16 protein-coding genes and 1 pseudogene are annotated in these 16,336 nt (G+C 37.9%); 14 read left to right on the forward strand and 3 right to left on the reverse strand.

The genetic code is table 11. The features are described from left to right. The 3 genes from J416_RS16015 to J416_RS07990 all read left to right on the forward strand — a co-directional run. Nucleotides 1-200: hypothetical protein (locus J416_RS16015; RefSeq protein ID WP_205619691.1), on the forward strand; the 200-nt coding region annotated here is incomplete at its 5' end. A gap of 164 nt (nt 201-364) precedes the next feature. Beyond that, on the forward strand, nt 365-913 hold the full coding sequence (locus J416_RS07985; protein WP_003468222.1) for a YdcF family protein: 549 nt from the start codon (nt 365-367) through the stop codon (nt 911-913). Between the two features lie 33 nt (nt 914-946). Then, nucleotides 947-1,300, forward strand: a complete 354-nt coding sequence (locus J416_RS07990; RefSeq protein ID WP_156809552.1) for a hypothetical protein — start codon at nt 947-949, stop codon at nt 1,298-1,300. A gap of 98 nt (nt 1,301-1,398) precedes the next feature. Here the strand turns inward: J416_RS07990 and J416_RS16020 are convergent, their stop codons facing one another. Next, complete coding sequence (locus tag J416_RS16020; protein ID WP_205619692.1) at nt 1,399-2,025, reverse strand: jacalin-like lectin; 627 nt, start codon at nt 2,023-2,025, stop codon at nt 1,399-1,401. Beyond that, nucleotides 2,025-2,747, reverse strand: a complete 723-nt coding sequence (locus J416_RS16025; protein ID WP_205619693.1) for an endonuclease/exonuclease/phosphatase family protein — start codon at nt 2,745-2,747, stop codon at nt 2,025-2,027. The genes J416_RS16020 and J416_RS16025 overlap by 1 nt, the downstream gene beginning before the upstream one ends. A 465-nt stretch (nt 2,748-3,212) precedes the next feature. Between J416_RS16025 and J416_RS08000 the strand changes: the two genes are divergently transcribed. From J416_RS08000 to J416_RS08050, 11 genes are all read left to right on the forward strand, one after another. Then, nucleotides 3,213-4,202 carry a Gfo/Idh/MocA family protein gene (locus tag J416_RS08000; RefSeq protein ID WP_003468228.1) on the forward strand — a complete coding sequence of 330 codons (990 nt, stop codon included), beginning with the start codon at nt 3,213-3,215 and terminating at the stop codon, nt 4,200-4,202. Continuing rightward, a complete protein-coding gene (locus J416_RS08005; protein ID WP_003468233.1) occupies nt 4,195-5,238 on the forward strand; it encodes a Gfo/Idh/MocA family protein in 1,044 nt (347 codons plus the stop codon). Before J416_RS08000 ends, J416_RS08005 begins: the two co-directional genes overlap by 8 nt. 165 nt (nt 5,239-5,403) lie before the next feature. After that, nucleotides 5,404-5,826 (forward strand): hypothetical protein, encoded by a 423-nt coding sequence (locus J416_RS16240; protein ID WP_003468236.1) that lies wholly within the window; start codon nt 5,404-5,406, stop codon nt 5,824-5,826. Next, complete coding sequence (locus J416_RS08015) at nt 5,823-7,382, forward strand: ABC transporter substrate-binding protein (protein WP_003468238.1); 1,560 nt, start codon at nt 5,823-5,825, stop codon at nt 7,380-7,382. Before J416_RS16240 ends, J416_RS08015 begins: the two co-directional genes overlap by 4 nt. A 75-nt stretch (nt 7,383-7,457) precedes the next feature. After that, complete coding sequence (locus J416_RS08020; RefSeq protein ID WP_003468242.1) at nt 7,458-8,456, forward strand: ABC transporter permease; 999 nt, start codon at nt 7,458-7,460, stop codon at nt 8,454-8,456. A 3-nt stretch (nt 8,457-8,459) separates the two neighbouring features. Continuing rightward, nucleotides 8,460-9,632, forward strand: a complete 1,173-nt coding sequence (locus J416_RS08025) for an ABC transporter permease (protein WP_003468246.1) — start codon at nt 8,460-8,462, stop codon at nt 9,630-9,632. Nucleotides 9,633-9,661: 29 nt separating this feature from the next. Then, the gene (locus tag J416_RS08030; protein WP_003468258.1) at nt 9,662-10,714 is read left to right on the forward strand and encodes an ABC transporter ATP-binding protein; all 1,053 of its coding nucleotides are present in this window, start codon (nt 9,662-9,664) and stop codon (nt 10,712-10,714) included. Further along, nucleotides 10,707-11,738 (forward strand): ABC transporter ATP-binding protein, encoded by a 1,032-nt coding sequence (locus tag J416_RS08035; RefSeq protein WP_003468259.1) that lies wholly within the window; start codon nt 10,707-10,709, stop codon nt 11,736-11,738. The genes J416_RS08030 and J416_RS08035 overlap by 8 nt, the downstream gene beginning before the upstream one ends. Next, nucleotides 11,719-12,288: an HAD family hydrolase gene (locus J416_RS08040; protein WP_003468261.1), complete on the forward strand. Its 570-nt coding sequence runs from the start codon at nt 11,719-11,721 to the stop codon at nt 12,286-12,288. Before J416_RS08035 ends, J416_RS08040 begins: the two co-directional genes overlap by 20 nt. Nucleotides 12,289-12,351: 63 nt before the next feature. After that, nucleotides 12,352-13,371 carry a LacI family DNA-binding transcriptional regulator gene (locus tag J416_RS08045; RefSeq protein ID WP_003468264.1) on the forward strand — a complete coding sequence of 340 codons (1,020 nt, stop codon included), beginning with the start codon at nt 12,352-12,354 and terminating at the stop codon, nt 13,369-13,371. 119 nt (nt 13,372-13,490) lie between these two features. Beyond that, nucleotides 13,491-15,221, forward strand: a complete 1,731-nt coding sequence (locus tag J416_RS08050; RefSeq protein WP_003468266.1) for a hypothetical protein — start codon at nt 13,491-13,493, stop codon at nt 15,219-15,221. Nucleotides 15,222-15,304: 83 nt separating this feature from the next. Here J416_RS08050 and J416_RS08055 read toward each other — a convergent pair. Then, a pseudogene (locus J416_RS08055) lies at nt 15,305-16,302 on the reverse strand (tRNA dihydrouridine synthase). Nucleotides 16,303-16,336: the final 34 nt, after the last annotated feature.

Consider the following 16,336-nt stretch of genomic DNA (forward strand, 5'->3'; position numbering starts at 1 on the left):
GAATGATGAATGAGTCGATCTTTGATAAGGAATTACTTATTGATTTTCCAAATTCCATATTAAAAAACTCATTCATATTTGAAACAGGTTTAACACTACCCTTATTACCAAACCTTCTTGTGGCTATTCCTCCAATATCACTGGCTTTATCCATCCCTGACGATTGGCCATCTCCTATCTCCAGTCATAAAAGGAAATAATATCAAGTTCATTCTACTATGTTCCTTCTGTTAGAAAAATAGGAAATAAAAAGCATTTTTTCTGGAGTTTATAAAGAGCCGGAAAGAGGGAAACTTTGGATTAAGTTAGCCACAGGGAGGAGGGAATAGATATTTTCAAAAAACAAATAATCAAAAAATATAGTTTGCTTCTTATTACCGCTTTATTTCTGTGGTTTGTTATTCATACTGCCGTCATCGTAATAGATGGACTAAATGATGATGTAGCGAATGTAGATGTAGCGGTTGTGCTAGGTAATAAAGTTGAATTAGATGGTCAACCTTCTAATAGATTACAAGCGAGATTAGACAAATCTATAGAACTTTATGAAGAAGGCTATTACAAGTACATTATAGTAAGTGGTGGTATAGGAAAAGAAGGTTTTGATGAAGCAAAAGTAATGAAAGATTACTTAGTAAACCATGGCATTCCCTCGGAGGTCGTTTTAGAAGATAGCGATGGTTACAACACATTTAAGACTGCCCAAAATACGAAAACCATAATGAAGGATATCAATGTAAAATCTGTCATGGTGATCACACAATACTTTCACATAACTCGCACGAAACTAGCATTTGATAAAGTAGGCTTTGACAATGTGTATTCGGCACATGCAGAAATTTTTCAATTGAGAGATTTATATTCAATCGTCCGAGAATTTCCTGCTTATTATAAATACCTCTTTGTTTTGTGAAGCTGTTATTGTTCAATAGAATTAGTTGATATTGTGGCAGGAAAAGTAAATAATGGACTACAAGGAGTGAGTGGTGAAATGAATGTTCTATTACTTATTGTTGCTATTGTTATTTTGTTGTTCATCTTGAGAAAACTCTCGATGATTGAATATTCTAACAGGCATTCTGCTTTAAAAGACGCGAAACAAAATGTAATTTCGTTGTTATGGGGAGTAGTAGTCATTTCAACAATTATATTTATTCCTTATCAAGTTTGGGTATTAACTGGAAAGTCTCTATATTGGGATGGCGTATACATTATAGGTGGAACCGCTCTTTTAACCATAGCTATCAGTTTTATTTTTTATTATAAAAGTAAGGTGAAACTAACAGATTCAGTCAAATGAAGGGTGAGCCACTCCCGATTTATACACCCCATATTTGAAAGCCCCTATCACAAATGTCTTTCTGTGATAGGGACTGGTTCACTTTTACACAGAATGACTTAATGTGCCAATCGCTTTGAAAAAACTCCAATTTGATCTATATTATCTCCTGATCTGCCAAAAAATCCCGCAATATAATGTTCAGAAGGTGCAGAAAGAGTAATGGCTTCCCCTGTTTTGGTACCACCTGATATCACTTTACCAGAGTTCGTTTGAAATTCCGCATAAAAAATTCGGTCATCTCCGTTATATTTATTTTTGTAAAAAGTAGCTTCAGTCAGATATTCATCATTTTCTAATACTAACGTTTCTACACCTCCGCCAGTGCCACCCTGTGATAAAACTGCCCCATTTTCATAAGTCATAGATATTCCATCTAAACGATCCCCTGCATTTATCGTTAATGCGGTTGGTCTATGGTTAATGGTAGCGTTATTTGATAAGAAATTAAAAGCAGTTCCTCCAGAACCACCCCAATAATTACTCATCGTAATATCTTGATTTTTCATATATTGGAATGTAACGGTTACAGGATAATGATCTGAGAGCTGTTCACCGTTCTCATCCACAAAAACAGAATCTTCTAATCGATAGGATAATGCTGTTAGTTCTAAAGAAGGACTACTTCTATAAAATATTTTATCTACGACCTCATAATGAATACCATTCTTATTATTACCATCCATCAAGCATCTCCGTTACTAGGTATCATTCCATTTCTTACAAGTTCAATCCAAGGATCTTGTAAATCATTAGCCTCAAGTAATTCTGTTTCAAAGTTATCAGCTTCTCTAGTATAACGGGAGTTTGTATCTCCTAGAACAATAACTGCATTACCCGAGGAATGGGTGTCAATATATTCTGAAAGTTGAATGATGTTATCTCTCCTCGCAGCATATGAATCACTGTCCCCACCTGCATCTGTATGCAAAGTATACACATCAATGTACACACCAGGTTCAATCGTGAGTTGAGAGTACATAAACCCTTTTGGTGTTAACTCATCATTCCCATTGCCTAACAAACCGTGTCTCTCTCTCCATGTGACTCTCTTCACATCTTTCATAGGGAAGTTTGATATAAAATTCATCCCATCACCAAATGGAACATTACCAGAATGAGAAGTTACATAAGGATGTGTCGTATGTTTTATCAAATCATTATGATATTCAAAATCTTCTTGAACAGCTATAAAGTCGTAGTTATTTAACAAGGGGCTGATTTTGACATTGTTTATCTGTGGATTTTCACTTGTTATTACATCTGGTAGACCTGCTACATTATAAGTCGAAACGGTGAATGTGTTTTCGCTTGCATTTACTGTCAAGGGCTCTTTGATGCCAACCACTAATACCAAAGACAATAGTACGAGTACCAACCTTACTTTATTAGAATTATACAAAAACAAATGAAACACTCCTTTATATAGTAGTTAATGGAATTATAACGTCTGAGTGTTACAAGAATTCTATGTATAAGTAAAATTTACGTTAACTTCTCGTTTAAAAGTTGTTTGATACCTAGTTAGCCAATATTGGATAAGCGCTTAATGTAGAATCGACTGATAAGCTTTTTGAATTGATATATATGATTAGCTCTAAAAACGCTGAATTTACAATAACTCAAGTCATATCATTTCCTGGATGTCTAGCATGAATCAATCAAGTTTTAGAGGAATGAACCTGCTATTTCAAACAAAACAAGTTAAACGGTTAACCAAATCTTAACAACACATTCATATTATGTTAATAGTTATCTTTTATAGTAGTAACTAGATATCAAATGATTCTTTATAGCTGTATTTTGAACCATCATCTTTATCAAACAGGGAGTGGTCATTCTGATTAATGTAGCTTTATTAAGTAGATGGCATGTGCATGCAGATAGTTATGCTAGACAAGCGAATCAAGATAACAATCTATCTATTCAATTAGTGTGGGATGAAGATACAGCAAGAGGGAGAGACTGGGCAGATGAACTTGGTGTACCTTTTGAATCGGAATTAGAAAGTGTACTACAGAATCCCAACATTGATGCAGTTATTGTATGTACGCCAACGAATTTACATAAAGAAGTGATTATGAAAGCAGCTAAGCACCAGAAACATATTTTTACTGAAAAGGTCTTAGCGTTTACTGTAGAGGATTGCCAAGAAATATATGATGTAGTTGAAGCGTTTAACGTTCATTTAATGGTCTCCTTACCGCATGTAATCAAGGCGAATTATTTATATGCTCAACAAATTGTGGATCAAGAGTTATTAGGAGAAATAACCATGTTACGGTGTCGGAAAGCTCATAATGGTGCTGTACCTCAAGAAGATCAATCAACTGGCTGGTTACCAGAACATTTTTTTGATCAAGAGACGTGTGGTGGCGGCTCCTTCATTGACTTGGGTGCACATCCCATTTATTTGACGAACCGACTTGCCGGTCCAGCCAAAAGTATATGTGCAAGATTACAAACACAAAGCGATAAGTATGAAGTCGATGATAACGCTGTAGCAATTATCGAATATACATCTGGCGCTATAGGTGTGGTTGAAGCTAGCTTTATGTCACATGGAAGTCCATTTCAATTAGAGTTGTATGGAACAGCAGGGACATTATTAATAGAAAACAATCACATACGATTGAAAACGAAGCAAACGGGAGACGATTGGATTGAACCAGAAGAACAAATCAATACATTACCAACGCCTTTGGAACAATGGGTAAACGCAATTACGCATAATCAGCAATCATCAATCACAAAAGAAGACATTGTGAACTTATCACGAATTAATCAAGCAGCAACTCTATCGAATCAACAGGAAAAGAAAGTATATATAGAAGAAATAATTGGAGGTAAGTCGCATGTCTGAAACGTTACGAATTGGCATTATAGGTGCGGGTGGCATTGCAACAGGTGAGCATATACCGAACTATTTAAACTGTGGAAATAAAATCAAAATTGTTGCAATAGCTGATGTTGTGGAGGAAAGAGTAAAACATGTTGCTGAAGAATACAATATTCCTCATTACTTTACCGATTATGAAGATATGTTTCAAAAGGTTGAGATTGATGCGGTCAGTGTGTGTACCCCCAATAAATTTCATGCACCAGCAACCATTGCGGCACTTCAAGCAGGTTGTCATGTGTTATGTGAAAAACCACCAGCCATGAAGATAGAAGAAGCGGAACAAATGGCAAGAGAAGCAGAAAAGGCAAAGAAAATATTGACTTATGGCTTCCATTTTCGCCACAAACCAGAAGTAGAGGTGCTCAAACGGTTTGTCGATGGTGGTGAGTTGGGAGAGATATATGCAGCTCGCGTCTTAGCCATTCGCCGACGTGGCATTCCAGGGTGGGGTGTATTTACTAACAAAGAACTACAAGGTGGCGGTCCCTTGATAGATATTGGAGTTCATATGTTAGATACAGCGCTTTATTTAATGGATTATCCAATACCAGATACTGTTTTTGGAGTAACGTATCAAAAGATAGGTAATCGAAAGGGTGTCGGTCTGTCAGGTGATTGGGACTGGGATAACTTCTCTGTCGAAGATATGGCCCGTGGCATGATTACGTTTAAAAACGGAGCTTCTATATTGTTAGAGACTGCTTTTGCTGCAAATGTAGAAAAACAGAAGGAAATGAATGTGAAGTTAATGGGAGATCATGGTGGAGCAGATGTTTTTCCATTAAATATATACCAAGAGAAGCATCATACATTGACGGATACAACACCAAAGTTTTTACCGAAGAAAGGTAATCATGAACTAGAAATTGAACGATTTGTTGATGCCTGTTTAACGGGTGGACAGCCTTTAAGTACACCTCATCAAGGTGTGATTGTACAACAAATCATAAATGCTATTTATCAATCAGCAGAAACGGGGAAACCGGTCCAACTGTAATATGCTATTAAACTATTAAAACAAATATCCTTATTTTCTGCACGAATGAATCATTAAGGCAAAAGTATATTTGTTTAGATAAATCAATCGATGAAAGGGGGATAGAGCAAATTTTAGTGAAGTCAATCCATCATCAAAAGTATATTTTCTAAGGAGGAACTTATTTTGAAAACCAAATTATTCAGTTTTCTTAGTATTCTTTTTCTCGTATTAGTATTAACTGCATGTATGGGTACTTCAGAAGAATTGGCATCTAACGAATCAGAACAAAGTGCAGAAGCGAAAGAAACAGAGTCTGTTAATAAGGTGAGCGCAGAAGAGATAACTTCCTATAGTCAAGCACCAGAATTAGAAGAGCTGGTAGAATCAGGAGAACTTGAACCGCTTGAAGAACGAATGCCAGTAGCAGAAGATATTATGGTGGAAGGGGTAGAAGAGGAAATTGGTGTTTATGGTGGAGCGCTGAGAATGCCTTGGAAAGGGCAGATGATGAGTGGACAGTCGGTAAACCAACAGAGGAGGCTCTCTTTCGGTTTTCGGAAAATGGAGACAAAGTCGTACCTAACGTTGCGAAGGGATACGACGTGAATGAAGATTCAACCGAATATACGATTTACTTAAGAGAAGGCATGAGATGGTCTGATGGTGTACCATTTAATGCTGACGATATTATGTTTTATTGGGAGCATATGTTAACGAAAGAGACATTTGGTAAGTCCATCTATGACGCTTATTATTCTGTTGATCCAGAGACAGGAGAAAGACATTTAGCGGAAGTAACGAAGATAGACGATTATACAGTTAAAGTCACGCATGCATTTCCTAGTCCAGATTTCTTGAAACGTGTTGCTATTGATAATAAATGGTTCTTTGCGCCTGAGCATTTCCATAAGACCATCTTACCGGAATTTGTAGGTGACGAGAAAGCAGCAGAAATCGCTTCAGAATGGGGTTACTCTGATGTGGGCTCCTTCTTAAAGGCTACCGGTTACTATTATTGGACAAATGAAGAAATTCCTACTTTAAGACCTTGGGTTGCCAGTAACGACCCTCATAGTGAAGAATTTGTAATGAAGCGAAACCCTTATTATTGGAAAGTCGATTCAGAAGGTAATCAACTACCATATCTTGATGAATTAGTGGCTACAAAAATTCAAGATCCAAGTCATGCTACGCTTGGAATGCTTGGCGGAGATTACAACATAGCTGGTTTTGCCACGCAAGATTACACAGTACTTAAGGAAAATGAAGAAAAGAGTGATTACCGCGTCTTGTTATGGCCAACTGTAAACCTTACGAGTGCAGCCATCGTGTTAAATCAGACGGCTCAAGAGGAGAACATTCGTAATGCTATCCAAGATATCCGTTTTAGAGAGGCTCTATCGGTAGCAGTAGATCGTAATGAAGTAACAGAAATCTATACGAATGGAATGGCAGAACCTATTCAAGCTTCTGTACCAGAAGGGTTAACTGGCTATCAAGAAGGTTGGAAGGATCAATGGGCAACGTATGATCCAGAGCGTGCCAATCAATTATTGGATGAGATGGGTCTAACAGAAATGAATAATGAAGGCTTCCGTTTATTTGAAGATGGTTCAGTTGTGACACTAACAATTACAAGTCAAAATCAAGAAACGGCAGATTTCTTAGAATTAATCAAAAACTATTATGAACAAGTTGGCGTGAAAGTTAATCTGAAAACAGTCGATCCTGGAACCTATTCAGATAGACTATATAATAATGATATTACGGCTACGACAGCAGTTCCTTCTGTGGTTGATGTAGCATTACGTCCAGACGTTCTTGTTCCATTGAGACTCGGTCAGGTGTGGCATAGTGGTTACGGTCAATACCGTGAGACTGACGGAGAATTAGGTACACAACCTGAGGGTGACATCGCAAAATTGGTAGAGAATTGGGATAAGTTAAGAGCCTCAGCAACAGAAGAAGAAGCTAGTCAGTGGTCAGATGAAATTTATAAACTCCATAAGGAAAACCAATGGCTATTAGGTTATGCTGGTCCAACGCCACACATTATTGTTGCAAGTAACTCTTTACGAAATGTACCAGAAGAGAGATTTTACGCTGATGAATTTCGTGAACTAGGACATGGTCATCCTGCACAGTTCTTTATTAAAGAATGAATCATGGAATGTAAGTTAGTGAGGTGCTTTCCTCACTAACTTATAACAATACGACATGAAAAGAGGGTAAAGAAGGTGCTTAAATACATCATTAAACGATTCTTGCTGGTTATTCCAGTTATTTTATTCGTTTCCGTTATTGTTTTTTTTGTGATTCAACTTCCCCCAGGAGATTATGTAACGCATTATGCGGCACAAATGGCAGCGCAAGGTGAAAAAATGACAGCCCAGGAGATTACAGAGATGAGGCAAAATTTAAACCTAGACCGACATTGGTTTATACAATATCTGTTGTGGATGCGGGATATTATTTTTTATTTTGACTTTGGTCATTCATTTAACTATAACGAGCCTGTTACGGCTGTAATCGAACGTTATATGGTATTAACGTTAGTTGTTTCTACGATAACCATGGCGTTCACTTATTTGGTTGCTATACCAATTGGGATTTATTCAGCTGTGAAACAATATTCAATTGGTGACTATATCGCTTCTGCAATTGGTTTTCTAGGTATGGCAACGCCCAATTTCTTACTAGCAATCATACTCATGTATTTCTCCTATGTAAATTTTGGAAATCCGTTATTAGGACTATTTTCAAGTGAATATGAAGATGCTGCGTGGTCATGGGGAAAGGTTTTAGATTTAGCGAAACATATGATTATACCTGTTATTGTTATTGGCACAGCTAGTACTGCTGGGCTCATTCGTATCATGAGAGCGCAAATGCTTGATGAGATCAACAAACCAAATGTGGTTACGGCTAGAGCCAAAGGTCTTTCAGAGCAAAAAATTTTATATAAATACCCAACGAGAGCTGCATTAAATCCAATTGTAAGTACATTAGGTTGGACAATATCTAGTATATTTACAGGCTCAACGATAACGGCCATTGTATTAAACCTACCTATCCAAGGACCGGTTATGTATGAAGCGTTGCTAGGACAAGATATGTATCTAGCAGGAACGTGGCTATTATTTATGGCCGTCTTAACCGTTCTCGGAACATTAATCTCAGATATTTTACTTGCATGGCTCGATCCAAAAATCAGAACAGAGATTAAGGGGGGTTAATGGGTGAAGCGTTCATCGTTATTAAAGAAGATATTCCATTCATTAAAAACGCATTCGAAAAGGAATGCAACAGGTGCAAGCGAGGAAAATACACAAGATTACTATGCTTCACAGTGGTCTTTAATGTGGAAAAAACTTAAAAAACATAGATTAGCTCGTTTTAGCTTACTATGTTTGATTGTTTTTTACATAATTGTGTTATTTGCAAATTTTATAGCCCCGCAGGATGCAACAGAATATGACAGTGATTATGCGAATGCCCCTCCTATGCAGTTACATTTTTTTGATGAAGAAGGTAATTTTCATTTGCGGCCTTTTGTCTATGGCATTGAAAGTACCCGACACCCAGAAACTTATCGGAAGGTGTTTGTGGAAGATCGCGAGGTGAAATATCCTGTTCAGTTTTTCACAGAAGGAAGTGAATACAAGTTCTTAGGCTTGTTTCCGACTAATATTCATCTGTTTGGAGTAGAAGATCCAGGAGAAATATTCATTTTAGGTACGGATGGGATGGGGCGAGACTTATTTTCTCGAATTGTTCTCGGCAGTCAAGTGTCTTTAAGTATTCCACTTGTTGGCGTGGCTATAAGTTTAATCATAGGCTTAATCATTGGTGGTATTTCAGGTTACTTCGGTGGTTGGACAGACGCGATCATTCAGCGGATTATTGAGATTTTTCGTTCATTTCCAACCTTACCTTTATGGATGGCATTATCTGCTGCTATTCCTGCGGGGATTGAAGTGGTAAAAATGTATTTTTATATCGTGATCATTATTTCTTTCATAGAATGGACGGGTTTAGCAAGAGTGGTTCGTGGTCAATTTATGTCTTTGAAAAAAGAAGAGTTTGTATTAGCTGCCAAGATTGCGGGTGTAAGTACCGGTAAAATCATCAGAAAACACCTCATGCCAGGTATTATGAGTTATTTAGTTGTTTCCATAACATTAGCCATTCCAGGTATGATTCTAGCAGAAACTGCGATGAGCTTTTTAGGACTTGGTATTCGCTCGCCAGCGACAAGTTGGGGTGTGTTGTTGCAAGAAGCGCAACAAATTGAAAATGTAGCCCTTTATCCTTGGAAGTTAATACCGTTATTTTTTGTTATTTTTTCTGTGCTTTGTTTCAATTTTTTTGGTGATGGATTGCGAGACGCGTCGGACCCGTATAAAAAATAATCAAATCTGTTTAAAAGTGAGGGGATAAAATGAAACAAATGCGCGCCAATAAGCGATCGACAGAACAGCCCCTTCTTTCCGTAGAAGATCTGAAGGTTACGATTCAAATGGATAATGCTGTATTGAAAGCTGTCGATGGCGTTAGTTTTACCATTGAAAAAGGAAAAACATTAGGTTTAGTTGGCGAATCTGGTTGCGGAAAGAGCTTAACCAGCCGATCCATTATGAGTCTTAACCCAAAAGAATGTGAGACAACAGGCGAAATTTTATTTAATTCTTCGTTAGATCAGAAGCTTAAGGGTTTAAATATTTTGGACTTGGATCCAACCGGTAAAAAAATTCGTTCTATTCGCGGGAAAAAAATATCAATGATCTTTCAAGAACCTATGACAGCACTTTCTCCACTATACACAATCGGAAATCAAATAATGGAAAACATTTTACTCCATCGTACGAAAAATAAAAAAGAAGCAAAGCAAATTGCCTTAGAAATGCTACGTAAAGTAGGTATATCTGATGAAGAAAAGAGATTTAATGACTACCCGCACGAATTTTCTGGCGGGATGCGTCAACGAGTGATGATTGCGATCGCTTTGGCTTGTAACCCAGAATTACTCATTGCTGATGAACCTACTACGGCATTAGATGTAACGATTCAAGCTCAAGTATTGGAGCTTATGAAAAGTTTACAAGATGAATTAGGTATGGCTATTTTGCTTGTCACTCATGACCTTGGAGTTATAGCAGAGATCTGTGATGAAGTGGCAGTGATGTACTTAGGTGAAATTGTGGAAAAGGCACCAGTTCATGAAATTTTTAATCAACCGAAGCATCCTTATACTAAGGGATTAATCAATTCTATGCCTATCTTAGGTACTGGAAAACAGCGTTTGGAACCTATTGAAGGAACTGTTCCGCTTGCCATTAATATGAGTCATAAGTGTGGTTTTTATGATCGCTGTACGCATCGAATCCAAGGTATATGTGATGTACAAGCTGTACCGGAAACCCAAGTATCCTCCAATCATTCTGTTCGATGCTTCCTATATAATGAGCACGAGGAGGATGAACAAAATGCCTGAACCCATTTTGCGTGTAAAAGATTTAAACAAGGAATTTAAAACAAAATCGACGAAACTATTTAGTAAATCAGTTCCTGTGAAGATATTAAAAGACATATCATTTGATTTGTTGGAAGGCGAAACATTGAGTGTTGTTGGAGAATCTGGTTCTGGAAAAACAACATTAGGTAGATGTGTTCTTAATGGTCTAGATGCAACTTCTGGTGAGGTTGTCTATGTAACGAACGATGAGAAGGCTGTTGACTACTTAAATTTAGGCAAAGCAGACTATAAAAAATATCGAAAAGACATACAGATGATTTTTCAGGATCCTTATTCATCTCTCAACCCTCGAATGACAGTGTTTGATATTATTTCTGAGCCGCTAGTCACGAATTATGATGTAAAGAAGAAAGAAGTAGAAGAACACGTCGCCGACATTGCGGAAAGAGTAGGGCTAAACCCTCATTTATTGAAAAGATATCCACATGCCTTTTCAGGTGGTCAAAGGCAGCGTATCGCAATCGCTCGTGCCTTAATTACACAACCACGAGTGATTGTATGTGATGAAGCGGTATCCGCTCTGGATGTATCAATACAAGCACAAATTATCAACCTTTTGGATGACCTTCAAACAGAAATGGGAATTACTTATATTTTTATTTCACATGATTTGTCAGTTGTTCAGACAATTTCTGATCGCGTGGCCGTCATGCATTTAGGTCGGATTGTTGAATTGGCTTCCGTCGATTCCTTTTTTGAAAATCCGAAACACCCTTATTCAGAAGCCCTTCTATCTTCCGTGCCTAAACCTGATCCAGATGTTAAAACGGATAGGATTATTTTGCAAGGTGAGGTACCTAACCCAGGCAATCCACCAAGCGGTTGTGAATTCCATCCTAGGTGTCCTTACGCTACAGAACTGTGTCGAACTGAAATACCAGAGCTAAAAGAAACAGGTCAAGGCAAAAGGCATTTATCAGCATGTCACTATGCCGATGAACTGGAATTGAGAGGTGTGTGGCATGCAAACCAAGCTAAATAAACAATCGAAAAAAAATCTGACGGTATTTTTAGATGTCGGAGATACGATTATTGATGAAAGAACGCAAGTACATGATGATCAAGGTATTGTTATAGCGGCCGATGTGATTCCTGGAGCAGATAGAATGGTGAAAGATCTAGCAGATAAAGGGTATACGCTAGCGGTTGTAGCAGATGGAAAAGCACAATCATTTAAAAATATATTAACTCAAAATGGCTTATATGATTATTTTGCCGCTATGATTTATTCAGAAAATATCAAAGAATTAAAACCAAGTCCACGTATGTTCAAAGCAGCGATTGGAGCGTTAGATCTAAGTATGCAAGATATTCCCCGTATCGTGATGGTTGGGAACAATCTGAGACGTGATATCCTTGGTGCCAATAAGTTGGGTATTACAAGTGTTCATTTAGATTGGTCAACAAGATATTCCACAGTGGCCCGGGTTGAAGATGAAAAGCCAGATTACACGATTCATCAACCAATGGAGTTCATTCATTTGATAGAGGTGTTAAATGCTCAGACAAAGGTGAAAACAAATCAGGGGTAACAGTTTTTATAATTTTGAATAACCAAAATGAAGTTAAAAGGATTGGAAAGAAGGTCATATGAAATGAAAGTCACGATTTATGATGTCGCAGAAAAAGCTGGTGTTTCCATAGCTACTGTTTCAAAGGTTATGAATCATACTGGTAATATGCGAGATTCAACTCGGTTAAAAGTGTTGAATGTGATGAATGAATTAAAATATTATCCAAGTCAAATGGCTTCAGCATTATCTGGTAAAAAAACAAAGACACTTGGACTACTTATTCCCGACATTTCCAATCCTTTTTTTTCTGAGATGGCCCGTATGATAGAAGACCGTGCGCATGAACGGGGAATGAGTGTTTTTATGTGTAGTACGGATGAAGATGAAGAAAAGGAAAAGAATTATTTGGAGCTTTTACTGAGAAAGCGAGTGGATGGTTTAATTATCGCTTCCACATTCCATGACAAAGACTTGTTAAAGGAATTAAAGGAAAGTCATGTGCCATTTGTATTGTTAACACAGACTGATCGTTCGTTGGGAGTTACATCTGTTTCTGTTGACGACTTTAATGGTGGTTTTGAGGCAACGATGCATTTATTATCTAAAGGTCATACCAATATAGCCATTATTGCTGAAAATACTCCTAGTAGTAAGATGAGAATTTATGGTTATCGAGAAGCTCATGAACGGTATAAGGTGGATTGTAAAGAGAATAACATCATTAGAACAACTTCCTCTATCAAAAATGGAATGGAATGTTTACAACAGATCGTTGAAAAAGAAGAGATGCCAACAGCTATTTTTGCATGTAATGATTTAATCGCTATAGGTGCCATACAAGGTGCTAAGGATAGAGGACTATCGATTCCAGATGACATCTCTATTATAGGATTTGATGATACGATCTTGGCTATGACCACTGTCCCGTCCCTTACGACAATTGCTCAACCGATAAAAGAAATGAGTGATAAAGTGATAGATGTCATTATAGATGAAATCGAAGGAAAGGTGTTATCAAGAGAAATAGTACTCTTTCAACCTACATTAACTGAAAGAGGAACAACTGCTGATGCGACATTTCATAATGATACGCTTATATAATGTTTCTAACTTTTAGAAGGTATAAAAAAAATAGGAAGCCAATAAATGTTTACAAGGAAAGACCCAGATAAGGAAATATACTAATAATCTAACGAACAAGAGCTAAAGGTAGTGATTGGATGAACATGTATCAACAATTGGTTATACAGAACGACAAAATAACGCAATCATTTTTAGATGGACAAATACTAGATAGTGGGAGCCGTTACCTTGGCGGGATTATTGATAACAAAACAGGTATACCTAGTCCGAGCCATACAGGAACAGCTAGAGTTATCGGGACTTGGGTAAGTTCATTCGTTAATAAGGACTCTACCTATTATCATACTTCTGAATTAAAGAGGCGCATTCGTTTAGCGTTAGATTATATGTTAGATCAACAACATGAGGATGGAACCATCTCTCCAGGCTGGACAAATTATCATTCTCCACCCGATACGGGGTTTATCATCACTGGTTTCGCACAAATCTATAACTTATTCGTTCATGATAGCGGTAGGGAATCAGATCCGTTAGCGGGCAAAGTATTAATGTTTCTAGAAAGAGCGGTACCCGCTATGTTAACTGGTGGTTGTCATACGCCTAATCATCGTTGGGTACTTACGTCAGCCTTAAGCCACATGTATCAGATATTTGGCGATCAAGCAATGGCTAATCGAGCAGAAGAGTGGTTAAATGAAGGTATAGATATGACAGAAGACGGTGAATGGACAGAAAGAAGTAATGGTATTTATAATGCCGTAAGCAATATTTCACTTTATCATACTGCTCAACTGTTACATAAGCCAAAACTATTAGACTATGTCAGAAAAAATTTAAATATGATGCTTTATTTCATTCATCCGAACGGAGAGGTGGTGACTGATTATTCCGGACGTCAGGACTATGGTTATTCCTATGACTTATCACCCTATCATTTGATATATCGTTTGATGGCTGTAGAGGACAGTAACCAATTGTATGGGGCTATGTCCGATCTTGCTGCTGAAAGTTTATATGATATGGGCCCAGTTAATAATCATGTTCTATTGGGTTACTTGTCATTTCCGTGGATAAAAGAGAAAAACTTTGACAAAATGGAGTTACCAAAAAGTTATGAAATCATGTTAAATGAAAAGTATCCTATGGAAGAAAATTTAAAGAAGATGGATCGTATGGGTCATCACTCTAACATAGAACATACTAGCATACACAAAGCGTTTGGATCCCGTATCGTTCGTTTTCGAGAGCAAGAACAAAGTGTAACGATCATGAGTAACCATACTTCGTTCTTTTCCTTGCGTAATGGCGAAGCAAAAATACGGGGGATTCAAATGTACTCCAGTTTCTCGCCTGGAATTATAGAATTTGATACTATTCATCGTATGAGTGGAGGATACCGGTTGGAGAAACGGATGGAAAAGGGCTATAAAGGTCCAATTCCTCAAGCTCATTCAACCAATGATCTAGAAACAAGTCCTTGGAGTTTACTTCCACATCAAAAGCGTGCCAAAACGCATAATCAAACCTTTGAAATGAAAGCTGATATTATTAGGTTCGATCATGGTTGGAATATTCATATTCACTCGGATAAAAGACAAGATGTATTTACTCAAATTGTATTTATACTAGATTCAGGTGCCATTCTTTCTGGACCAGGCATCGATCAAATAGAAGATACCACATCCTTCTGGAAACAGGCTGAATTAAACATAAGCACTGGTGAAGATATGATTACTATGGATTCCGGAAAGCATGAACACTGGAAGCCAAGCATAGGTGACTCCATTATAAATGATACAGGTGTACAAAAGGTGAAAGTGAATGTATTATCACCGATTGATCATACCTTTCGAATACGTCTTTGTTAAATAAATTTATGTAAGAAAGTAGGTATAGCGAATAGGGAGAATATCATCTTCCCTATTACGCTTCGGTCACTGATCTCTCTTACTTAAAAGACAGAAAAACTTTTTTCTTCTTGCACGCCGTCATTCTCTGTAAACTCATCAAGAAGAGCGCGTACTTCATCGGTGGATTCTGCGCTCATTAGTTGATTTCTCAACTCACTCGCTCCTCGAAATCCGCGGACGTAAATCTTAAAGAAGCGGCGAAGCGGTTTAAACAAGCGTGGCTCTAATTCCTCGGAATATTTATCGTGAAGATCGAGTTGCAGGCGAAGGAGGTCAAGAAGTTCTTCGCTCGTATGCTCTTTCTTCTCTGTTTCGAATGCGAACGGATTATGAAAAATTCCTCTTCCGATCATCACGCCATCTACGCCATACTTTTCTACGAGTTCGAGTCCTTTCTGGCGATCAGGAATATCTCCATTGATCGTCAGAAGCGTATCTGGAGCCACTTCGTCACGGAGTTTCTTAATCTCCGGAATCAACTCCCAATGAGCATCGACATTGCTCATTTCCTTTTTCGTTCGCAGGTGAATGGAAAGATTGGCAATATCTTGTTCCAAGAGATGCTTCAACCAGTGCCGCCACTCTTCTACTTCTGTATAACCGAGACGAGTCTTCACACTTACGGGCAGGCCTCCTGCTTTGGCTGCTTGGATGATGTCAGCTGCAACATCTGGCGACGGATAAGCCCACAACCTTTGCCTTTTGGTGCAACATTAGGCGCAGGACAACCCATATTAATATCGACACCTCGATATCCCATTTCTTTCATGCCGATACTCATTTCACGGAAGTGTTCAGGTTTATCTCCCCAAATATGGGCGACAATCGGTTGTTCATCTTCTGTAAAAGTCAGACGTCCGCGTACGCTGTCTCTTCCTTTTGGATGGCAGAAGCTTTCCGTATTTGTGAACTCTGTAAAAAACACGTCAGGCCTCGCCGCCTCACTTACGACATGACGAAATACGACATCCGTCACGGCTTCCATAGGTGCTAGAACAAAAAACGGCCGTGGCAACTCATGCCAAAAGTTATCTTTCATCATATATCTGAACCCTTTCCTTAAAGAGGAGACT

It is taken from the genome of Gracilibacillus halophilus YIM-C55.5 (genome assembly GCF_000359605.1).
Taxonomy (GTDB): Bacteria; Bacillota; Bacilli; order Bacillales; family Amphibacillaceae; genus Gracilibacillus; species Gracilibacillus halophilus.